The organism is Pseudonocardia broussonetiae, from assembly GCF_013155125.1.
In the GTDB taxonomy this organism is placed as follows: domain Bacteria; phylum Actinomycetota; class Actinomycetes; order Mycobacteriales; family Pseudonocardiaceae; genus Pseudonocardia; species Pseudonocardia broussonetiae.
Genome location: NZ_CP053564.1, coordinates 2,567,110 through 2,588,595, shown reverse-complemented (window position 1 = coordinate 2,588,595; position 21,486 = coordinate 2,567,110). Strand labels below are relative to the sequence as shown.

Genomic DNA, 21,486 nt, shown 5'->3' with positions numbered 1-21,486 from the left:
AGCACCGCCAGGGCGAGGCCCATCACCTTCCGCGACCGCCCCGGCCGCCGCAGCCCCCGCCGGGCGATGCGGGACTTCGCCGGGACGAGCAGCAGCAGCCCCAGACCCGACGCTCCGTGGACGCCGACGACCCAGCTCGCCGGACCGGGCGTCCCGACGGCGAACGCGAGCACGCCGGTCGCCGTGACGGTCACGAGGAGTACCAGGATCGTCACGTTGACGGTGCGTGCCGCCCCGTTCATGCGCCCACCGTCCCGGTTCCGGCACGATCAGTGATCGACTTCGAGGTTCACCCTGACCCGAACGGGTGGTCCGACCGAAAGACTGTCACGCCGGAGGCCCTTCCGACGCTGTACTAGATGACTAGGAGGTGATCCGGTGCCGGAGAACACGACTTCCGACGAGGCGACGCTGGTCGCAGCGGCCGAGAAGCTCACGCAGTGCGACGGATACGTAGTGCTGGCCGTCGACCCCCAGACCGGGGAGGTCGACGCCCACGGGCCGTTCGACGGACTGACGGCGACCATCAAGGCCGACCAGCTCCGCCGCGACTTCGACCGCGGCGGTCTGGAGGACGTCACGGTGGGCGTCGTCCGTCTGCACAGCTCGACCTGATCCACGGCTCGACCCGCTCGACGCTCCATCCGTTCCACAGCTCGATCCAGCTCCATCCGTTCCACCGCTCCGCACCGGACATGCTCCGCGCCCGCCGCCCCTCCCGCGCGGCGGGCGCGGCACATCCGGGACGCGCGCGGGGGATCCCGGCCTACAGTGGCTCCGTGACGACGACCGTTCCGGCCCCACGCACCGGGTCGCGCGCAGCGGAGCTCACCGACGCCGTGCGCGACGACGCCTCACTGCGCCGGTTCCTGCACGGGCTGCCCGGCGTCGACCAGGTCGGCCTCGAGCGGCGCTCGGCCGCGCTGGCCACCCGCAGCATCAAGAAGGAGTCCAAGCTCCAGGCGCTCGACACGGCGATCTCGATGATCGACCTGACGACGCTGGAGGGCTCCGACACCCCCGGCAAGGTCCGCTCCCTGTGCGCGCAGGCCCGCCGTCCCGACCCCGGGCACCCCGACGTCCCGCCCGTGGCGGCCGTCTGCGTGTACCCCGACCTCGCGGGCGTCGCGGTCGAGGCGCTGCGGGGGTCCGGCGTCACGGTCGCCGCGGTCGCCACCGCGTTCCCGTCCGGCCGCTCCTCGCGCGCGGTGAAGCTGGCCGACACGGCGCTGGCCGTCGACGCGGGCGCGTCCGAGATCGACATGGTGATCGACCGCGGGGCGTGGCTCAGCGGGCGCTACGGCCAGGTGTTCGACGAGATCGTGGCCGTGAGGGCGGCCTGCGGCAGTGACGACTCCTCCCGGGCGCACCTCAAGGTCATCCTGGAGACCGGCGAGCTGGCCGGGTACGACGACGTCCGCCGCGCGGCGTGGCTCGCGCTGCTCGCGGGCGCCGACGTCGTCAAGACCTCCACGGGCAAGATCTCCCCCGCCGCGACGCTGCCCGTCGTGCAGGTGCTGCTGCAGTCCGTGCGCGACTGGCACCGCGCCACCGGCGAGCGGCGCGGGGTCAAGGCCGCGGGCGGCATCCGCACCGCGAAGGACGCCGTGAAGCACCTGGTGGCCGTGCACGAGGTCGCCGGCCCGGAGTGGCTGACGCCGGAGCTGTTCCGGTTCGGGGCGTCGTCGCTGCTGGGCGACCTGCTGCGCCAGCGCCGCACCCAGGCGCTGGGCCACTACGAGAGCACCGACCGGATCGGGAACGCCTGATGGCCACCTGGGAGTACTCGCCCGCACCGGAGTCCGCCGCGCTCGCGCAGCTGCGGCCGAGCTACCGGCCCTTCGTCGACGGCGCGTTCGTCGACGGCGGGGGCGAGCCGCTGAAGACCGTCAACCCGGCCACGGAGGAGGTGCTGGCGGAGGTCGGCACCGCGTCCGCGCAGGACGTCGACACCGCCGTGGCGGCCGCCCGCCGGGCGCAGGAGACGACGTGGGGCCCGATGCGGGGCGCCGAGCGCGCCAAGTACCTGTTCCGCATCGCGCGGATCGTCGCCGAGCGCAGCCGCGAGCTCGCCGTCCTGGAGACCCTCGACAACGGCAAGCCGATCCGCGAGTCCCGCGACATCGACGTGCCCACCGCGTCGGCGCACCTGTTCCACCACGCGGGCTGGGCCGACAAGCTCGGCTACGCGGGCCTCGGGCCCGACCCGCGACCCGTCGGCGTCGTCGGGGCGGTGATCCCGTGGAACTTCCCGCTGCTCATGGCCACCTGGAAGATCGCGCCCGCGCTGGCGTGCGGCAACACGGTCGTCCTCAAGCCCGCCGAGACCACGCCGCTCACCGCGCTCGTGCTCGCCGAGATCGCCGCCGAGGCCGGGCTGCCCGCGGGCGTGCTCAACGTGCTGCCCGGCGCCGGGGACGTCGGCGCGGCGCTGGTCGGGCACGAGGGGCTCGACAAGGTCGCGTTCACCGGCTCCACCGACGTCGGCAAGCAGATCCAGCAGCGCCTGGCGGGCACCGGCCGCCGGCTCACCCTGGAGCTCGGCGGCAAGGCGGCGAACATCGTCTACGACGACGCGCCGATCGACCAGGCCGTCGAGGGCGTCGTCGACGGGATCTTCTTCAACCAGGGCCACGTCTGCTGCGCGGGATCGCGGCTGCTGGTGCAGGAGTCGATCGCCGAGGAGTTCTCCGAGCTGCTGCTGCGGCGGATCGAGACGCTGCGGGTGGGCGACCCGCTGGACAAGAACACCGACGTCGGCGCGATCAACTCGCGCGCCCAGCTCGACCGGATCGTCGACCTCGCCGCCGCGGGCGACGCCGAGGGCGCCCAGCGCTGGACCAGCTCCTGCCCGCTCCCCGAGCGCGGCCTGTTCTTCCCGCCGACGGTGTTCTCGGGCGTCGAGCAGACGATGCGGGTGGCGCGCGAGGAGATCTTCGGGCCGGTGCTGTCGGTGCTGACGTTCCGCACGCCGGAGGAGGCCGTGGCCAAGGCGAACAACACGCCCTACGGTCTGTCGGCGGGGATCTGGACCGAGAAGGGCGCGAAGGCGATGTGGACGGCGCAGCGCCTGCGCGCCGGGGTGGTGTGGACCAACACCTTCAACCGCTTCGACCCGACGTCCCCCTTCGGCGGCTACCGGGAGTCCGGCTTCGGCCGGGAGGGCGGCCGGATCGGCCTGGAGGCCTACCTCGACGCCTGATCCGCCTGCCGCCCATCTATGTAGCTATCATCTACGTAGACGCGAGCGAGGTGGGCGATGGCGAGCCGGTTCGTCGGGCGGCAGCGGGAGCTGGGCCTGCTGGCCAAGCGGCTCGACCGCGTGCGGACGACGGGAGCGGGTGCTGCCCTGACGCTGCGCGGACGTCGGCAGGTGGGCAAGTCCCGGCTCGTGCAGGAGTTCTGCGACCGCGCCGGGGTCCCGTACGTGTTCAGCGCCGCGATCAAGGGGGCGTCGCCCGTCGAGGCCGTGACCCAGTTCCTGGCCGACCTGCGGAGCTCGGGGATCGGCGCCGACCCCGAGCTCCAGCCCGCCGCGGCCGGGGGCTGGCCCGACGCGTTCCGCGCGCTCGCCACGGCTCTGCCCGACCGGCCGACGATCGTCGTGCTCGACGAGCTGCCGTGGCTCGCCGAGCAGGACCCGCTGTTCGACGGCGCCCTGCAGAACGCGTGGGACCGCCTGCTCGTGCGCCGACCGGTGCTCCTGCTCCTGCTGGGCAGCGACGTGCACATGATGGACCGCCTGACCGCACACGACCAGCCGTTCTACGGCCGGGCCGACACCCTTGTCCTCGACCCGCTGACGGTCGCCGAGACCGGACGGGCGACCGGGCTCACCGGAGCCGACGCGGTCGACGCGCACCTGGTGTCCGGCGGGCTGCCCGGCATCCTCCGGAGCTGGCCGCACGGGCTGCCCGCCCTGGCGTTCCTCGAGCAGGAGTGCGACGACCCGGCGTCCGCGGTGTTCGGGGTGCCCGAGTCGTCCCTGCTCGCCGAGTTCCCGCTCCCGGACCAGGCCCGCCGGGTGCTCGAAGCCGTCGGGAGCGGCGAGCGCACGCACGCGACGATCGCCGCCGCGGCCGGCGGCGGGCGTTCGCCCGTGCCCTCCGGCTCGCTGTCGCCGCTGCTGGGGCGGCTCGTGGCGGACAAGCGCGTCCTCGCCGTCGACGAGCCGCTGGCCGTCCGGCCCGGGCGACCCGCGCTCTACCGCGTCGCCGATCCGAGCCTGCGCCTGTACCTGGCGATGCTCCGCGAGGCCCACGAGCTGAGCCGACGCGGGCGGCCCGGCACCGCGATCGAGCTCGTCCGGCGCCGTTGGACGTCCTGGCGCGGGCGCGCTGTGGAACCCCTGGTCCGTCAGTCGCTCGAACTGGCGGCCGCCGACGGCCGCCTGCCGTTCCCGGACGTGCGGGTCGTCGGCGGGTGGTGGAACCGGCAGTTCGACCCCGAGGTCGACCTGGTCGGCGCCGACCGGGGTCCGGTCGCGCGGAGCATCGGGTTCGTGGGGTCGGTGAAGTGGCTCGGCACGCCGTTCGACCGGCACGACCTCGCCGCGCTGCGGCGCGCCGCCACCGCGGTCCCCGGACACGATCCCGCCGCTACCGGGACGGTGGTCGTGTCGCTGTCGGGCACCGAGCCGGGGCTCGACCTCGGCGCCGTGCTGTGGACGGCCGACGACGTCGTCGACGCCTGGAGGTAGGCGCGGACGTACCCTCGCTGCGTGACCCTCTCCCCCGCCGCCGACGGCCGCCTGCCGGTCGCCAAGACGTTCAAGCTGTACGTGGGCGGGGCGTTCCCGCGGTCGGAGTCGGGGCGCAGCTACCCGGTGTCCGACCGGGAGGGCCGGCTGCTGGCGCACGCCGCGCTGGCCTCCCGCAAGGACGTCCGCGACGCCGTGGGCGCGGCCCGGGCGGCGTTCGGCGGGTGGTCGGGGGCCACGGCCTACAACCGTGGGCAGGTGCTCTACCGCGTCGCGGAGATGGTGCAGGCCCGCCACGGGCAGTTCGTCGACGACGTGGTGGCGGCCGAGGGCGGCACGCGGCGGCAGGCGGGCGGCGTCGTGGACGCCGCGATCGACCGCTGGGTCTGGTACGCGGGCTGGACCGACAAGATCGCCTCCGTGCTGGGCTCGGTGAACCCGGTGGCGGGGCCGCTGGTCAACTGGTCGGCCCCGGAGCCGACGGGGGTGGTCGGCGTGCTGGCGCCGCAGGCGTCGTCGCTGCTCGGGCTGGTCGACGTCCTCGCACCGGTGCTGGCCACCGGCTGCACCGCCGTCGTGGTGGCGAGCCAGGAGCGGCCGCTGCCCGCGGTCGGGCTCGGCGAGGTCCTCGCCACCTCCGACGTCCCGGGCGGCGTCGTCAACATCCTCACCGGCTCCACCGCGGAGCTCGCGCCGTGGCTCGCCGCGCACGGCGACGTCGCGGCGCTGGACCTCGCCGGGGCCGACGGCGAGCTCGCGGTCGCGTGCGAGCGCGCCGCGGCCGGCACCGTCAAGCGGGTCCTGCCCCGGCCGGCCGCCGAGCCCGACCACGCGCGCGCACCGGGCACGGCCCGGCTGCGGGCCTTCACCGAGATCAAGACCGTGTGGCACCCCGTGGGTCGCTGACCGCACCGGGTCCTAGGCTCCGTGCCGTGGCCAGCGACATCGTCCCGATCCAGCTCTCCCTGACCGAGGGCGACCTCGTCACGCTCTGGGCGCCGCGGTGGCGCGAGGACGGCGAGGAGTGGGAGGCCTTCCTCGGTGACGACGACGCGCTGTTCGCCTTCCCCGAGGTCGCGCAGCTGGCGGCGTTCGTCCGCACCGCGCGGGAGCACGACCTCGTCGACCACCCGGCCTGGTCGGTCGTCCCCGACCTCTCCGTCGCCGAGCTGACGCCCGAGGAGACGCAGACCTACGACGTCATCGGCGTCCCGGAGCTGGCGGCCGAGGAGGCCGACCAGTGGACGATCGGCGAGCTGCACGAGATCGTCGGGATGGTCCGCTCGATCGCCGACGTGTGCGAGCTCGACGTCGTCACCGAGGTCCTCGACTCCGCTCCCGGGTTCGGGCTGCTCCACCAGGGCACGCTGCCGTTCGTCGGGCGCGAGGGCGGGCGGCTGTGGGCCCAGCTCGTCGGCGTCATCGCGGAGCGCTGGGACGACGTCATCGACGCGCTGGACGACCTCGTCGACACCCCCGACGTCGACGCGGCGGCGCTCGCGGCGGCGCGGAAGGAGGAGGTCGCGGAGGCCGCGCCGGCCCCCGCCGACGCCCTGCTGCCCGCCGACGACACCGACGAGCAGGACGAGCAGGACGACGTCGACCCGGACGCGCCCGCGGGCTTCTGGGACGAGGTCGGCATCCACCCGATCCGGATCACCACCCGCGACGGCGAGTTCGTGACGCTGCGCTGCTTCATCGACGACGCCCCGCTGTTCCTGGGCTCGGGCGGCACGATCGAGGTCTTCGGCAGCGAGCGCGCCCTGACGCGCTGGGTCGCCGAGGACGGCGCCGACGGCCACGACCTGACCACGGCGTCCACCTGGTCCGAGGTCGTCGACAGGGCCGGGGTCGGCGAGCTGGAGGTCGAGGTCGACCCGCTCGACACCTACGTCCTCACCGGGCTGGCCGACGACATCGGCGAGGGCGTCCTGGCCGTCGACGCCTCCCAGCTGGAGCGGGCCGTCGAGCTGATCCGCGACGTCGCCGAGTGGGCGGGCGACGACGAGCCGGCCGAGGCGCTGGCCGAGAACCAGCCGCTGGGCTGGCTCGTGTCGTTCGTCGTGCGGCCGAACCCGACCCGGCTGGCGCCCAGCGCCCCGTTCGACCGGGAGTCCGAGCGGTTCCGCGCGCTGGTCGACGACCTCTCGGCCCGCCTGCACGTCCACTGAACCCGGCCGGGTGTCGCGACGGCTACGCCTGCAGCGCGGCGTACCCGGGCTTGATCACGTCGTCGATCAGCGCGAGGCGCTCGTCGAACCCGATGAACGCCGACTTCATCGCGTTGACGGTGAACCACTGCAGGTCGGCCCAGCCGTAGCCGAACGTCTCGGCCAGCGCGGTCATCTCCCGGCTCATCGACACGTCGGACATCAGCCGGTTGTCGGTGTTGACCGTGACCCGGAACCGCAGCTTCGCGAGCAGGCCGATCGGGTGCTCGGCCAGCGAGCGCGCCGCGCCGGTGTGCAGGTTCGACGTCGGGCACATCTCCAGCGGGATGCGCATGTCGCGGACGTAGGCGGCGAGGCGGCCCAGCGTCGCGCCGCCGTCGTCGTCGACGGCGATGTCGTCGACGATGCGCACGCCGTGGCCGAGCCGGTCGGCCCCGCACCACTGCAGCGCCTCCCAGATGGAGGGCAGCCCGAACGCCTCGCCCGCGTGGATCGTGAAGTGCCCGTTCTGCTGGCGGACGTACTCGAACGCGTCGAGGTGGCGGGTGGGCGGGAAGCCGGCCTCGGCGCCGGCGATGTCGAAGCCGACGACGCCGGTGTCGCGGTAGCGGATCGCCAGCTCGGCGATCTCGCGGCTGCGGGCGGCGTGGCGCATCGCGGTGAGCAGGCAGCCCACCCGGATCCGCCGGCCGCGCTGCGCCGCCCGGGCCGCGCCGGCGCGGAAGCCCTCCAGCACCGCCTCGACGACGGCCGCGAGCTCCAGACCGGCCTCGACGTGCAGCTCGGGGGCGAAGCGCACCTCGGCGTAGACGACGCCGTCGTCGGCCAGGTCCTCCGCGCACTCGGCGGCCACGCGGACGAGCGCGTCCGCCGTCTGCATGACGCCGACCGTGTGCCCGAAGGTCTCCAGGTAGCGCACCAGCGACCCCGAGTGCGCGGCCTCGAGGAACCAGCGGCCCAGCGCGGGGACGTCGGTGGTCGGCAGCGCGGAGTAACCGACCGCCTCCGCGAGGTCGACCACGGTCGCCGGGCGCAACCCGCCGTCGAGGTGGTCGTGGAGCAGCACCTTGGGGGCGTCACGGACGGTCTCGAGGTTCAGGGGTACGGCCACGCGTGCACGCTAGAACACCACGTCACGGGGCCTCCGCCGGGCGGGCGCACTGCTCCGAACGAGCGAGCGCACCTCCGAACGGGGAGCCGCGGACGAGTGATCCACAGCTCTCGCTACGCTGAGTGCTCCCCGCCCGCTCAGAGGAAGCTCCCCGCCGCCATGAGCAATGACTCGATCCAGTCGTTCGACCGCATGCGCGGCATGCTGGTGCGCGCCGCGGAGATCCGCGACAGCGAGCAGCAGCAGATCTTCGACTCCCTCGACGAGATCCACGCCCGCCTCGCCGCGCTCGACGCGCTCGGCACCGTGCGCAAGCGGCTGACCGAGCTGCCCGACCGCACCGAGGTCAGCGTCCTGGCCGAGCGGCTCGACGAGACCGTCGCGAAGCTCGACCAGCAGGACGCCACGCTGGCCACCGTGCTGCGCGCGCTGGAGTCGCTGCCCGACAAGCTGGCGAAGCCGTTCGCCCAGCTCGACGGGCGGCTCGACGGGGTGGCCGGGCGCATGGAGGGCATCTCCGGCCGGATGGACGGGCTCGACGACCGCCTCGGCGGCCTGCACAAGCGCCTCGACGACCTCGACAACCGCCTCGACCGCCACGAGATGCGCCTCGACGCCATGCCGTCCTCGGTCGGGACCCCGATCAAGGAGCGGATCGACGGCGTCGAGCGCGTCGTCCGCGAGCAGCTCGACGGCGCCTCCCGCGCGTTCGACGAGACCGGCGAGGGCCTGCGCAACCTGCTCGGCGACACCAGCGTCGGCCTGCACCGCCGCCTGGAGGACCTCGCCGCGCGTCCCGCCGTCGACCCGACGGAGCCGCTCGACGCCCTCGCCCAGCGCCTGGAGGCGCTCGCGAACCGGCTCGACGTCGTCGACCAGGCCGTGACCGACCGCCTCGAGCACCTGGACAAGGCCGTCGACGGCAAGTTCGGCTCGCTCGACGGCCGCCTCGACGAGAAGCTCGGCCGCATCGACGCCGTGCTGGTGGAGCGCCCCGACGCCGCGGCGGTGCGCGGGCTGGTGGAGCGGGCCAACGAGGAGTCCGAGCGGCGCAACGCCGGGCAGCTCGACGAGGCCATGGCCACGTTCGCGGAGCTCATCCTGGGCCGCGGCGGCCAGCCGCAGTCCCCGCCCCCGCCGCCCCGCCCGAGCCAGCGCCGGGCCCGCAAGGTCACGGTGAAGTCGTCGAACGGGGCGTCCGCGGGCGACACGGTCACCGACGACCCCGACGACGAGTAGTCAGCCCGGCCGGGCCGGGCCGACCCAGGCGCGGAGCTGGGTGCGGTCGGCGGCACCGGTCTTGGCCAGCAGGTGCGCCACGTGCGTCTCCACCGTGCGCGGCGAGACGAACAGGCGGTCGGCCACCTCGGCGTTGCTCAGCCCGCCCGCCACCAGCGCGAGGACGTCGACCTCACGGCTGGTGACGCCCCGCGCGCGGAGGGCGGCCGGGACGTGCGTGGCGCCGCGGCGACGGGTCGGGGAGCCCGCGCGGCGCAGCAGGTCGCGGCAGGTCCGGGCCAGCTTGTCGGCGCCGGCGCGCTCGTGCTCGGCGAGGTCGGCCCGCAGCAGGGGCACCGGGTCGCCCCACCCGTCGGCGACGGCGGCCTCCAGGACGAGCGAGCGGAGCAGCCGGTTCCACCACGGCAGCCGCGCCAGTGCCGCGTCGGCCCCGGCGAACAGGCGCACCGCGTCGTCGGCCCGCCCCTCGCGGCCCGCGACGACGGCCTCCGCGTAGGTCAGCCCCGCCCGGTTCACCCGGGTGACGACGGCGTGGTGCGCGCGCAGCGCCGCGCGCGCCTCGGCGTCGCGGTCCGCGACCAGCGTGCGCAGCAGGATCCACAGCCCGAAGAACCCCGTCGACGCGGCGGAGCCGTGGGGCATCAGCGCCGACACCCCGGCGTCGACGGACCGCGCGGCGCGCGGCAGGTCGTGGTCGAGCAGCGCCGTGAGGCCGTCGACCATCGGGTGCAGCGTCTCGACCTCGCGCGGCACCGCCGCCCGCCCCCGCGCGGCGGCGAGCAGCGCCCCGGCCTGCAGCGGCTCGTCGGCCAGCGCCGCGAGCCCGGCCGACACCAGCTCGGCCATCGCCTGCAAGCGGGTCAGTCCCAGCCGGCCCGCCTCCTCCCCGGCCTCTCGCGCACGCGGCAGGCCCGCCCGCGGGCCGTCGACGTGGAGCGCCGCCTCGGCGGAGAGCAGCCGCGCCTGCACCGCCGGCAGCAGGGCGCCCGTGCGCGAGCCCAGCTCGCGGGCGGCCGCCAGTGACGGCGCCACCGGGTCCCCCGCCATCAGCTCGGCGGCGCCCAGGTGGAACAGCGCCTCGACCTCCCACGGCGCCAGCCCGTGCTCGCCGGCGATCTGCACGGCGCGGCGCAGGAGCATGGAGGCCCGGTCGAGGTCGTCGACCATCGCCCGGCGCGCGGCCACGCCGAGCGCCTCGCACAGCGTCGCCGCGGCCTGCGCCGAGCCCGGTCGGGCGGCCAGCGCGGTCTCGGCGGCGTGCACCGCGGCGGCGGCCAACCCGGTGGACCGCCCGGCGTCGCCCGCGCCGTACGCCGCGTCCGCCCGGAGCACGAGGGACCGGGGGTCGGCGGGCCGTCCCGCCCGCGCCACGTACTCCTCGGCCGCCGCCCACTCCCCCGCGCCCACCGCGGCCCGGGCCAGGAGCAGGCACAGCTCGGCGTGGTCGTCGCCGGTCACCGTCCCGTCCCGCAGGGCCGCCGACCCGACGGCGCGGGCCTCGACGACCCGGCCGAGCCTGCTCAGCACGCCGACGCGCTCCACGGCGACCGCCACGGGGCGCCGTCCCGTCGCAGCGGCACGGGACAGGAGCGCGACGGCGCTGTGCAGTGCGCCGCGGGCGGTGTCGGCGCGGGCGAGCCCGAGGAACGCGTCGGCCGCCCGGTCCGGGCGCCCGGCGACGAGGTGCAGGTCGGCGGCGAGCGCGTGGTCGTCGGCGCTGCCGCGGGCCTCCAGCACCTCCGCGGTCCGGGCGGCGAGCAGCGCGCGCTCCGGAGCCAGCAGCCCGGCGAGCACGGCCTCGCGGGTCAGCGCGTGCCGCCACCGCAGCCCGCCCGGCTCCGGGCGCAGCAGCCCGCGCTCGGTGGCCGCCCGCAGCGCCGCGACGACCGCCGCGTCGGCCGTGCCGGTGACGGCGGCGAGCACCGGCACGTCCGGGTCGCCGGCCACCGCCGCCGCGGTGACGACGGCCCGCTCCGCCGGCCCGAGCGCGGCCAGCCGGGCCGCGACGAGCGCGGCGAGCGACGGCGGCACGTCCGGCCCCCCGTCCTCGGCCAGCTCCTCCACGAGCAGCGGCAGGCCGTCGGCCCGGGCCACCAGGGCGCGCAGCGCGGGCGCGGGCAGCGCGGCACCGCCGCGGCGGGAGGCGGCCAGCGCCGCCACCGACGCCGGTTCGAGCCTGTGCAGCGGCACGGTGCGGACGCCGGGATCGGCCGTGAGCCGGGCCAGCTCGGGCGCCGGCAGACCGTCGTCGCGGGCCGTGAGCAGCAGCAGCACCCCGGCGGCCGGCACGGCGCGCGCGAGGTAGCCGGCCAGCCGCAGCGTGTCGACGTCGGCCCAGTGCAGGTCCTCCAGCACCAGCACGCACCCGGGCCCGGCGCCGTGCAGCAGCGCGAGGACGGCCTCGCCGAGCAGCACCGCGGGATCGACCTGCGGCTCCCACTCGACCGGCCCCGACGCCCAGCCCGGGACGAGGCGGGCCAGCGCCGCGCGCAGCGGCGGGGCCGGGTCGCGCAGCACGCGCAGCGGCCCGGCCAGCGCCTCGGCCACGGCGCGGAACGTGCCTCCGCCGTCGACGGCGCACCCGACGAGCACGGTGCGCCCGGCCGCCGCGGCCCGTGCGGTGGCCTCGGCGACGAGGCGGGACTTGCCGATCCCGGCCTCGCCCGTCACCAGCACCGCGCCCCCCTCGCCGCGGCCCGCGGCGTCGACGCGCGCACGCAGCAGAGCCAGTTCGGCGGCGCGGCCGACCATCGGCGACGGCGGGTGCACCCGCCCATGAAAGACCCTCCCGCGCCGCCTGGCGAGCCCGTTCCGCGGCTATCTCCGTAGCCGGTACGGACGGCGCACGAGCCGCGCGGAGCCAGGCTCTGCGGCATGGAACACCACTACGACCTGCTCGTGGTCGGCGCCGGCCCCGCCGGCCTCGCCACCGCGATCACCGCCACCCGGGCGGGCGCGCGCGTCCTCCTCGTCGAGCGCCGCGCCGCTCCATCCTCCGTACCCCGCGCCACCCACCTGTCCGTCCGCACCATGGAGATCCTCCGCGGCTGGGGCCTGGCCGGCGCCGTGCGCGCCGCAGGCGTCCCCGTCCGTCCGGACGTCCGGATCTGCCGGACCCTCCCCGATCCCGACCACCACATCGAGAGCAGCGGCTACCCGCCGCTGCGGCGGTTGCTGCGACTCACCCCCGAGCTGCCCGGCTGCTGCCCCCAGGACCACCTCGAGCCGCTGCTGGCCGCGCACCTGCGCGCGCTCGGCGGCACGATCGTCACCGGCGAGGCGGCCGTGCTGCAGTCCGTCGGGCCGGCGGGCGTCCGCGCCCGGGTCGGGCCGCGCACCGTGCGCGCCCGGTTCGTCGTCGGCGCCGACGGCAGCCGCAGCGGCGTCCGCGAGCGGCTCGGCATCGCGATGGAGCCGCTCGGCGAGCTCGGCTCCTGGGTGAGCGTCCTGCTGCGGGCCGACCTCGACCGCGTCGTCGGCGAGCACCGCTTCCCGATCCACGTCGTCCGGGAGACGGCGGGAGCCGGGCTGGTGCTCCCGGCGGGCGGCGGCCGCTGGATCTTCGCCCAGGAGTGGTCCGCGGAGCGCGGCGAGCACCCGGACCAGTGGACCCCCGAGCGAATCCGCGAGCGCGTCCGGCTCGCCGCGGACGCTCCGGACCTCGACCTGGAGGTGCTGGGCGTGTACCCGTTCACGATGGCCGCCGCGCTGGCCACGGCCTTCCGCGCCGGTCCCGGCTTCCTCGTCGGCGACGCGGCGCACCCGATGACCCCGGTCAACGGCATGGGCCTCAACGCCGCGATCGCGGACGGGTTCGCGCTCGGGTGGCGGCTCGCGCTCGTCGCGGACGGGACCGCGGGCGAGGCGCTGCTGGACGGGTACGAGGCCGAGCGCCGCCCGGTCGACGCGCTGCTGGCGCGCCGCTCCCTGCGGACGGCCGAGCTCCCGGCCGACCGCGCCGCCGAGGACGTCGCGGGGCGGATCCCGCACGCCCCGGTCCGCTCGCGCGGGGTCCGGTCCTCCACGCTCGACCTGGTCGGCGACGGGTTCGTCCTGCTCACCCGGCCCGGCCACGACTGGGCGGCGGCCGCTGCCGCGGTGTCCCGCACCAGCCCGGCCCTGCGCGCGGTACCGGTCGACGACCCGACGGGCGCGCTGGAGCTGCCCGACGGCGGCGCGCTGCTGGTGCGCCCCGACGGCGTGCCCGCGTGGCGCGGCACCGAGCCGGCCGCGCTGCCCGGCGCCGTCGCCGCCGCGCTGGGCCACGCCGACGAGGAGGTCCTGCCGTGCGCGTCCTGATCACCGCCTGCCCGCTGTACGGGCACGTCAACACCGTTCTGCCGCTCGCCCTGGCCGCGCGGCGCGCCGGGCACGAGACCGTCGTCGCCACGGGTGGTGCGCGCGTGCCGCACGTGGCGCGGCGCGGGCTCGTCACGTGGGCTGTGGGCCCGGACCGGCTCGCGGCCAGTCCCGAGGGCTGGCTGGCGCAGTTCGTGGCGTCGGCCCGCCCCCGGGCCGACGACCTCGTCGCGCGGGCGCTGCGGTGGCGCCCCGACCTCGTGATCGGCGAGGAGACCGAGCTCGCCGCGGGTGTGGTCGCCGCCGCGACCGGGGCCCGCCACGCCGTGCACGGCCTCGGGCTCATGCCGCCGCAGCCGATCCGGGACGCCCTCGCCCCCGCCCTCGACGCGCTCGGCGCGCGGCACGGCGTCGACGACGCGGCGGAACGGGTGTGGCGGGCGGAGTACCTCGAGATCGCCCCGCCGGCGCTGCGTCCGCCCGGGCCGCGGTCGTGGCCGCACGCCCGGCCGCTGCGCCCCGCCACGGGAGACGCGACGGCCGGTGACCGGCTGCCCGCGGCGCTGGAGCGGCTGCCGCACGCCGACACGGTGCACCTGACGCTCGGGACGGTGTTCCACGGCGCGTCCGACGTGCTCGCCGCGGCCCTGGACGGGCTGCTCCGGCTGCCGGTGAACGTCGTCGTCACCACCGGGCCGGGCACCGACCCGTCCGTGCTCGGCCCGCAGCCGCCGCAGGTGCTGGCACGGCCCTACCTGCCGCACGCGCTGCTGCTGCCGCGCTGCCGGCTGGTCGTGTCGCAGGGCGGCGCCGGGATCCTGCTCGGCGCGGCCGCGCACGGGCTGCCGCAGCTGGTCCTGCCCCAGGGCGCCGACCAGCCGGGCAACGCGGCGGCGCTGGCCGGCGCGGGGGCCGGTCTGGTGCTGGGGCCCGGCGCCGTCACGCCCGCCGCGGTGGCCGCCGCCGCGGCCCGGCTGCTGGCCGGTCCGGGCTTCGCGGCCGCGGCCGACGGGCTCCGGCGGGAGATCGCCGCGATGCCCGGCCCCGACGCCGTCGACTGGGAGGCGCTGGGCGCTACGCGCGCACCTCGTCGAGCAGCAGCCGCGGCCGCGGGGTCGGCTCGGCGCTGATCCGCAGGCCGCCGTCGAGCGCCGCCCGGGCCCCGGCGACGGCGTCGGGGGTGTCGGTGTGCAGCTCCAGCACCGGCTGCCCGGCGGTGACCTCGTCGCCCGGGTCGACGAGCAGCAGCACCCCGGCCCCGGCCTGGACGGCGTCCTCCTTGCGCGCCCGGCCCGCCCCCAGCCGCCACGCGGCCACGCCGACGGCGAGGGCGTCCGGGACGAAGGTGCCCGACCGGTCGGCCGTCACGGTCTCGACGTGCGAGGCCACCGGCAGCGCCGCCGACGGGTCGCCGCCCTGCGCCGCGATCATGGCCTCCCACACCGGGTACGCGGCGCCGGAGGCGAGCACCTCCGCCGGGTCGACGCCCGTGATCCCGGCCAGCGCCAGCATCTCCCGCGCCAGCGCCACCGTCAGCTCGACGACGTCGGCCGGCCCGCCACCGCGCAGCACCTCCACCGACTCCGCGACCTCCAGCGCGTTGCCCGCCGCCCGCCCCAGCGGCACCGACATGTCGGTGACGAGCGCGGTCGTCGCGAGGCCGTGGGCAGAGCCGATGCCGACCATCGTCGCGGCGAGCTCCCGGGCGCGGTCGAGGGTCTTCATGAACGCCCCCGACCCGGTCTTGACGTCGAGCACGAGCCCGCCCGTCCCCTCCGCGATCTTCTTGCTCATGATCGAGCTGGCGATCAGCGGGATCGACTCGACGGTGCCGGTGACGTCGCGCAGCGCGTAGAGCTTGCGGTCGGCCGGGGCGAGCGTCGGGGTCGTCGCGCAGATGACGGCGCCGACCGACGCGAGCTGCGCCGCGATCTCCTCCAGCGACAGCGACGCGCGCCAGCCGGGGATCGCCTCCAGCTTGTCCAGCGTGCCGCCGGTGTGGCCGAGCCCCCGCCCCGACAGCTGCGGCACGGCCGCCCCGCAGGCCGCGACGAGCGGTGCGAGCGGCAGCGTGATCTTGTCGCCGACGCCGCCCGTGGAGTGCTTGTCCACCAGCGGGCGGCCGAGGTCGCCGAAGGACAGGACCTCGCCGGAGTCGATCATCGCCTGGGTCCAGCGCGCGATCTCGGGGGTGTCCATGCCGTTGAGCAGGATCGCCATGGCGAGCGACGACATCTGCTCGTCGGCCACGTCGCCGCGCGTGTAGGCGGCGACCACCCAGTCGATCTGCTCGTCGGACAGGCGCCCGCCGTCGCGCTTGGCGGTGATGACGTCGACGGCGCTGAAGGTCATGTGCCGACCGTAGCGCCGCCCGACCCGCGCGCCGTCACACCCCGACTCGCGCGCAACGAGACCGCGACTCGCGGGATTTCGAGAACGGGTCAGGTCGGCAGGTGCTCCGGGCCGAACGCGTCCGGCAGGATCTCGCTCAGCGGCAGGATCCCGCGCGGGGTGTCGAGCAGGCAGTCGGGACCGCCGAACTCGTAGAGCACCTGCCGGCACCGCCCGCACGGCATGAGCAGCTCGCCCGTGCCCGACCGGCACGCCACCGCGACGAACCGGCCCCCGCCGGTGAGCCGGAGCTGGCCGACCATCGTGCACTCCGCGCACAGCCCCAGGCCGTAGGAGGCGTTCTCGACGTTGCAGCCGGTGACGACGCGCCCGTCGTCGCACAGCGCCGCGGCGCCCACGTCGAGGTGCGAGTACGGCGCGTACGCCGACCCCGCCGCCGTGACGGCCGCCGTGCGCAGCGCGGCCCAGTCGGGATCAGTCACCCTCGCCCCTCCGGTACTCGACGCCCACCGCGGCGGGCGGGCGCAGTCGTTGCGACGCCACGGCCAGCACGAGCAGCGTCACGATCTGCGGGGCGTACGACGCGAACTCGCGCGGCACCGTCTCGGTCGAGTAGTACACCGCGTACACCGCGGCCCCGGCGACGAGCGCGACCAGCGCCGTCCGCCAGCGCCGCCGCACCGCCCACAGCACCGCCAGCCCGACCGCGAGGAGCGACGCCCCGTACAGCAGCGCGTGCACGGCCTCGCCGCCCGCGCGCAGCTGCACGCCGTCGACGTAGCCGAACAGCGCCGAGCCGGCGAGCAGCCCGCCGGGCCGCCAGTTGCCGAAGATCATGGCGGCCAGGCCGATGTAGCCGCGGCCGCCCGTCTGCCCCTCCAGGTAGCCCAGCTGCCCGGGGTTGAGCGTGAGCGCCGCGCCGCCGAGCCCGGCGAGCCCGCCGGAGATGAGCAGCGCGACGTACTTGTAGGTGTAGACCTGCACGCCGAGGGATTCCGCCGCCACCGGGTTCTCCCCGCACGAGCGCAGCCGCAGCCCGAAGCTGGTGCGCCACAGCAGGAGGTAGCTCGCGGGCACCAGCACGAACCCGAGGACGACGAGCGGGGTCAGCCCGGACAGCAGGCCGCCGAGCAGCCCGGCCACGTCGGAGAGCACCACCCGCTGCTCCCGTTCGAGCGCGAGGAGCCAGTCGGCCAGCGGCTGCACCGAGAACGTCTCGAACGCCTCGACGCGCGGGCTCTGGCGCGGGTTCTGCGAGACCGGGAAGAACACGAGCGTCGACAGGTACTTCGTGACGCCCAGGCCCAGCAGCGTGATCGCGACACCGGAGACGATGTGGTTGACGCCGAACGACACCGTGGCGACGGCGTGCAGCAGCCCGCCGAGCGCGCCGAACACCAGCCCGCCGACGACGGCCGCGTACGGGCCCCACTGGTAGCCGGCCCATGCGGCGCCCCAGGTCCCGAGGATCATCATGCCCTCGAGCCCGATGTTGATGACGCCCGCGCGCTCGGCCCAGAGCCCGCCCAGCGCGGCGAACAGGATCGGCAGCAGCAGCCGCACGGCGGCCTGTGTGGTGCCGCTGGAGGTCAGCTGGATCTGCCCCGTCTGCGTGGCCGTGATCGACAGCAGCCCGACGCCGACCGCGACGACGATCGCCGAGCGGGCCCAGCCGGGCAGGGCGCCGAAGCGGCCGCGGACGGCCGCGCCGGCCTTCGGGGGGTTCTGCGTGGCCGTGCTCATGCCACCGGCTCCTTCTGCGGGGTGGTGGTACCGCGCAGCTGCGAGGCCACCCGCCGCTGCTCGGCCGCGAGCTCGTAGCGGCGCACGATCTCGTAGGCGACGACGACCGACAGCACGACCGAGCCCTGCATGATCAGGACGATGTCGCGGGGGACGCCGACGTTGTCGAGCGCGAGCGCCGACTTGTCCAGGAACGCCCACAGGACCGCACCGAACGCGATGCCGACGGGGTTGTTGCGGCCCAGCAGCGCGACCGCGAGGCCGGTGAAGCCGTAGCCCTGCGGGGAGGTCAGCGTGTAGGCGAAGTCGCGGCCCAGCACCTCGGGCAGGCCCGCGAGCCCGGCGACCGCACCCGACAGCACCAGCGCGATGATCACCATCCGCTTGGCGTTGACACCGCCCGCCGTGGCCGCCGTCGGCGACTCACCGGACGCCGTGAGCTCGAAGCCGAACCGCGTGCGGTTGAGCAGGAACCAGTAGCCCAGTCCGAGCGCGGCGGCCACGAACACCATGCCGAAGATCGTGCCCGCGCCGGTCGGGATGCCGGGGAACTGGCCGCTCGGCTCGATCGGGGCCGTCGAGATGTTGTTGCCCTGCAGCACGCCGAACGAGTCGGGCCGGATCAGGAACGCGATCAGGCCGAGCGACACCGCGTTCAGCATGATCGTGGAGATGACCTCGCTGACGCCGCGGTAGGCCTTGAGCAGCGCGGGGATCCCGGCCCAGACCGCGCCGACGAGCACGCCCGTCAGGATGATCACCGTTGTGTGCACGACGGGCGGCAGGACGAGCGCCCCGCCGACGATCGCGGCCACGCAGGCCGCGAGCCGGTACTGGCCCTCGATGCCGATGTTGAACAGCTTCATCTGGAAGCCGATCGCCGCGGCCAGCGCGACGATGTAGTAGATGGCCGCGCTGTTGATGATGTCGACGGCGGTGGTGCCCTGCCCGACCTGCCCGACCATCGCGCCCAGCGCCGTCAGCGGGGACGCCCCGCTGATGACGAGCGCGACGGCGCACAGCGCGGCCGCGAACAGGATCGCGAGGACGGGCGGCAGGAGGGCCGTGCGGATCCGTGCCACGTTCATGCGGCCGCTCCGTCGGCACCGGTCATGGCGGCTCCCAGCTCCTCGGGCGTGACGGTCGCGGGGTCGGCGTCGGCCACCAGGCGCCCGCGCAGCATCACCTTGATCGTGTCGGACAGGCCGATCAGCTCGTCCAGGTCGGCGCTGATGAGCAGCACCGCGAGCCCGTCGGCGCGGGCCCGGCGCAGCACCTCCCAGATGCCCGCCTGCGCACCGACGTCGACGCCCCGGGTCGGGTGCGAGGCGATCAGCAGCACCGGTTCGCCGGACATCTCGCGGCCGACGACGAGCTTCTGCTGGTTGCCGCCCGACAGCGCGGCGGCGGCGACGTCGACACCGGGCGTGCGGACGTCGAACTGCTCGATGATCCGCTGCGTGTCGCGCCGCGCGGCCTCGCGGTCGATCAGGCCGCCGCGCGAGACCGGCGGGCGGCTCTGGTGGCCCAGGATCCGGTTGGCCCACAGCGGTTGCGAGGCGAGCAGGCCGTGCCGGGTGCGGTCCTCCGGGATGTAGCCGATGCCGGCCTCGCGGCGGGCGAGCGTGCCGGCGCGGGTGATGTCGGCGCCTGACAACGTGATCGTGCCGCCCACGGCCCGGCGCATCCCCATGATCGTCTCGACGAGCTCGGTCTGCCCGTTGCCCTCGACGCCCGCGATGCCGAGCACCTCGCCCGCGCGCACGACGAGGTCGACGTCGGAGAGCAGCGGGCGACCGCCGTCGTCGGAGTCGAGCGCGAGGCCGCTGACGCGCAGCACCTCGCGATCGGTGACCGTCGACGCGCCCGTCTGCGGGCTGGGCAGCTCGCTGCCGACCATCATCTCCGCCAGCTTGCGACTGGTGACCGTCTTCGGGTCGGCCGTGCCGACGCTGGTGCCGCGGCGGATCACCGTGATCGCGTCGGCGATCGCGCGCACCTCGTCGAGCTTGTGGGAGATGAACAGGAACGTGAAGCCCTCGGCGCGCATGCCGCGCAGGGTGGCGAACAGGTCGTCGACCTCCTGGGGCACCAGCACGGCCGTCGGCTCGTCCAGGATGATCGTGCGCGCCCCGCGGTAGAGGACCTTGACGATCTCGACGCGCTGCCGGTCGGCCACGCCGAGGCGCTCGACGAGCAGGTCGGGGCGGACGTCGAGGCCCACCGTGCGCGCCAGCTCGGTGATCCGGGCGCGCGCCTTCGCGCCGATCCCGAGCTGGGCCTCGGCGCCGAGCAGGATGTTCTCGGCGACGGTGAGGTTGTCGGCGAGCATGAAGTGCTGGTGCACCATGCCGATGCCCGCCTTGATCGCGTCGGCGGGCGAGCGGAACCGCACCTGCTCGCCGTCGACGGTGATCGTGCCCTCGTCGGGCTGCTGGATCCCGTAGAGGATCTTCATCAGCGTGGACTTGCCGGCGCCGTTCTCGCCGCACAGCGCGTGCACCTCGCCGCGGCGCACCGCCAGGTGGATGTCGCTGTTGGCGACCACCCCCGGGAAGCGCTTCGTGATCCCGGCCAGCTCGACGGCGTACTCCGTCATGGCTCTCCCTCTCGGACGTACGTCGGGGGGCCGGGGCGATCGGCCCCGGCCCCCCGCGTACGGCGATGATGCCTCACGGACGGAGCCGCCACGCCCCGGCCGTCAGCGGGCCGGAGCGGGGCGGCGCGGTCTCACGGCGTCGACGGGACCGTGATGTCGCCGTTGACGATCGCCGCCTTGTAGGCGTCCAGGTCCGGCACGAGGTCGTCGACGCCGCCACCGGTGGTGGAGTAGCCGACGCCGTCGACGGACAGGTCGAACGCCGGCGGGATGACCGCGAGGTCACCGGCGGCGACCGCGTTGACGTAGTTGAAGACCGCCACGTCGACGCGCTTGAGCATCGAGGTCATGATGACCTCGTTGACCGGCGCGGCCACGGTGTTGTACTGGTCGGAGTCGACGCCGATCGCGAACTTCGGGGCGTCCGGCGTGGTGGCCGCGGCCACCGCCTCGAACACGCCCTGACCCGAACCGCCCGCCGCGTGGTAGACCACGTCGGCGCCGCCGTCGAGCTGGCCGCGGGCGACCTCGGTGCCGCGGGCCGGGTCGTTGAAGCCGGAGAAGTCGCCGGCCGGGGAGATGTAGTCGACGTCGACCTCGATGTCCGGGGCCACCGCCTTGGCTCCCGCGACGTAGCCGGCCTCGAAGGCCTGGATCAGCGGGACCTCGACGCCACCGACGAAGCCGATCTGGCAGCTCGTGGTGCGCAGCGCCGCCGCCGCGCCGACCAGGAACGAGCCCTGCTCGGCCGCGAACGTCAGGCTGGTGACGTTGGGCAGGTCGACGACGGAGTCGATGATCGCGAACTGGGTGTCGGGGAACTCCGCGGCGATCGTCGTCAGCGCCTCGCTGTAGGCGAAGCCGACCGCGATGACCGGGCTGAAGCCGTCGGTGGCGAGCTGGCGCAGCCGCGTGGCGCGGGCGTCCTCGCTCTCGCCGTTGGCGGCGGCCAGCTCGCGGGTGTTCTCCCGCACGACGCCGATCTCGCTGATGGCCTGCTCGAGGCCCGCGGCGGCGGAGTCGTTGAAGGACTGGTCGCCGCGGCCGCCGACGTCGTAGGCCAGCGCGACGCGCAGCGCGCTCGCGTCGGCGTTCGGGGCGAGCGGGGCGGCGCTGGGGGCGGCGCCGCCGGCGACCGCGGGCGCGGCGTTGCGTGCGCAGGTCTCCTCCTCGCCGCCGCCTGCGGCGGGGGCGGAGCCGGTGTCACGGGCACAGCCCGCGAGGACCAGCGCACTGCTCAGCACGGCGGCTGCCAGTGCCATTCCTCGTCTGT

The 21,486-nt window shown here is 75.6% G+C and carries 17 protein-coding genes; 9 read left to right on the top strand and 8 right to left on the bottom strand.

Going from position 1 to position 21,486, the window contains the following annotated elements:
- Positions 1-378 precede the first annotated feature (378 nt).
- From HOP40_RS12865 to HOP40_RS12840, 6 genes are all read left to right on the top strand, one after another.
- Positions 379-615, top strand: a complete 237-nt coding sequence (locus tag HOP40_RS12865; RefSeq protein ID WP_141279019.1) for a hypothetical protein — start codon at positions 379-381, stop codon at positions 613-615.
- A gap of 164 nt (positions 616-779) precedes the next feature.
- The gene (gene deoC / locus HOP40_RS12860) at positions 780-1,769 is read left to right on the top strand and encodes a deoxyribose-phosphate aldolase (protein WP_240157646.1); all 990 of its coding nucleotides are present in this window, start codon (positions 780-782) and stop codon (positions 1,767-1,769) included.
- The gene (locus HOP40_RS12855; protein WP_172158080.1) at positions 1,769-3,202 is read left to right on the top strand and encodes an aldehyde dehydrogenase family protein; all 1,434 of its coding nucleotides are present in this window, start codon (positions 1,769-1,771) and stop codon (positions 3,200-3,202) included. Before deoC ends, HOP40_RS12855 begins: the two co-directional genes overlap by 1 nt.
- Before the next feature lie 57 nt (positions 3,203-3,259).
- Complete coding sequence (locus HOP40_RS12850; protein ID WP_172158077.1) at positions 3,260-4,699, top strand: ATP-binding protein; 1,440 nt, start codon at positions 3,260-3,262, stop codon at positions 4,697-4,699.
- 21 nt (positions 4,700-4,720) lie between these two features.
- Positions 4,721-5,605: an aldehyde dehydrogenase family protein gene (locus tag HOP40_RS12845; RefSeq protein ID WP_240157645.1), complete on the top strand. Its 885-nt coding sequence runs from the start codon at positions 4,721-4,723 to the stop codon at positions 5,603-5,605.
- Positions 5,606-5,631: 26 nt separating this feature from the next.
- Complete coding sequence (locus tag HOP40_RS12840) at positions 5,632-6,870, top strand: primosomal protein (RefSeq protein ID WP_172158074.1); 1,239 nt, start codon at positions 5,632-5,634, stop codon at positions 6,868-6,870.
- A gap of 22 nt (positions 6,871-6,892) precedes the next feature.
- Here HOP40_RS12840 and HOP40_RS12835 read toward each other — a convergent pair whose 3' ends face one another.
- A complete protein-coding gene (locus tag HOP40_RS12835; protein ID WP_172158071.1) occupies positions 6,893-7,981 on the bottom strand; it encodes an adenosine deaminase in 1,089 nt (362 codons plus the stop codon).
- A 159-nt stretch (positions 7,982-8,140) separates the two neighbouring features.
- Here HOP40_RS12835 and HOP40_RS12830 point away from each other — a divergent pair, with 159 nt between their 5' ends.
- The gene (locus HOP40_RS12830) at positions 8,141-9,220 is read left to right on the top strand and encodes a PA containing protein (RefSeq protein ID WP_172158068.1); all 1,080 of its coding nucleotides are present in this window, start codon (positions 8,141-8,143) and stop codon (positions 9,218-9,220) included.
- On the opposite strand, the gene HOP40_RS12825 is transcribed toward HOP40_RS12830, so the two are convergent.
- Positions 9,221-11,989, bottom strand: a complete 2,769-nt coding sequence (locus HOP40_RS12825) for an ATP-binding protein (protein ID WP_172158066.1) — start codon at positions 11,987-11,989, stop codon at positions 9,221-9,223.
- 105 nt (positions 11,990-12,094) lie between these two features.
- Between HOP40_RS12825 and HOP40_RS12820 the strand changes: the two genes are divergently transcribed.
- Together HOP40_RS12820 and HOP40_RS12815 are read left to right on the top strand one after the other, a co-directional pair.
- Positions 12,095-13,519, top strand: a complete 1,425-nt coding sequence (locus HOP40_RS12820) for an FAD-dependent monooxygenase (RefSeq protein WP_172158063.1) — start codon at positions 12,095-12,097, stop codon at positions 13,517-13,519.
- Positions 13,507-14,649: a glycosyltransferase gene (locus HOP40_RS12815; protein WP_172158060.1), complete on the top strand. Its 1,143-nt coding sequence runs from the start codon at positions 13,507-13,509 to the stop codon at positions 14,647-14,649. Before HOP40_RS12820 ends, HOP40_RS12815 begins: the two co-directional genes overlap by 13 nt.
- Here HOP40_RS12815 and HOP40_RS12810 read toward each other — a convergent pair.
- From HOP40_RS12810 to HOP40_RS12785, 6 genes are all read right to left on the bottom strand, one after another.
- Positions 14,594-15,871, bottom strand: a complete 1,278-nt coding sequence (locus HOP40_RS12810) for a thymidine phosphorylase (protein ID WP_172158057.1) — start codon at positions 15,869-15,871, stop codon at positions 14,594-14,596. The genes HOP40_RS12815 and HOP40_RS12810 overlap by 56 nt on opposite strands.
- 89 nt (positions 15,872-15,960) lie before the next feature.
- Entirely contained in the window at positions 15,961-16,353 is a 393-nt protein-coding gene (locus HOP40_RS12805) for a cytidine deaminase (protein ID WP_172158055.1), read from the bottom strand.
- Positions 16,346-17,614, bottom strand: a complete 1,269-nt coding sequence (locus HOP40_RS12800; protein ID WP_172158052.1) for an ABC transporter permease — start codon at positions 17,612-17,614, stop codon at positions 16,346-16,348. The genes HOP40_RS12805 and HOP40_RS12800 overlap by 8 nt, the downstream gene beginning before the upstream one ends.
- The gene (locus tag HOP40_RS12795) at positions 17,611-18,702 is read right to left on the bottom strand and encodes an ABC transporter permease (RefSeq protein WP_420821802.1); all 1,092 of its coding nucleotides are present in this window, start codon (positions 18,700-18,702) and stop codon (positions 17,611-17,613) included. Before HOP40_RS12795 ends, HOP40_RS12800 begins: the two co-directional genes overlap by 4 nt.
- Positions 18,699-20,213 carry an ABC transporter ATP-binding protein gene (locus HOP40_RS12790; RefSeq protein ID WP_172158051.1) on the bottom strand — a complete coding sequence of 505 codons (1,515 nt, stop codon included), beginning with the start codon at positions 20,211-20,213 and terminating at the stop codon, positions 18,699-18,701. The genes HOP40_RS12795 and HOP40_RS12790 overlap by 4 nt, the downstream gene beginning before the upstream one ends.
- Before the next feature lie 131 nt (positions 20,214-20,344).
- Complete coding sequence (locus HOP40_RS12785) at positions 20,345-21,475, bottom strand: BMP family lipoprotein (protein ID WP_172158050.1); 1,131 nt, start codon at positions 21,473-21,475, stop codon at positions 20,345-20,347.
- Positions 21,476-21,486: the final 11 nt, after the last annotated feature.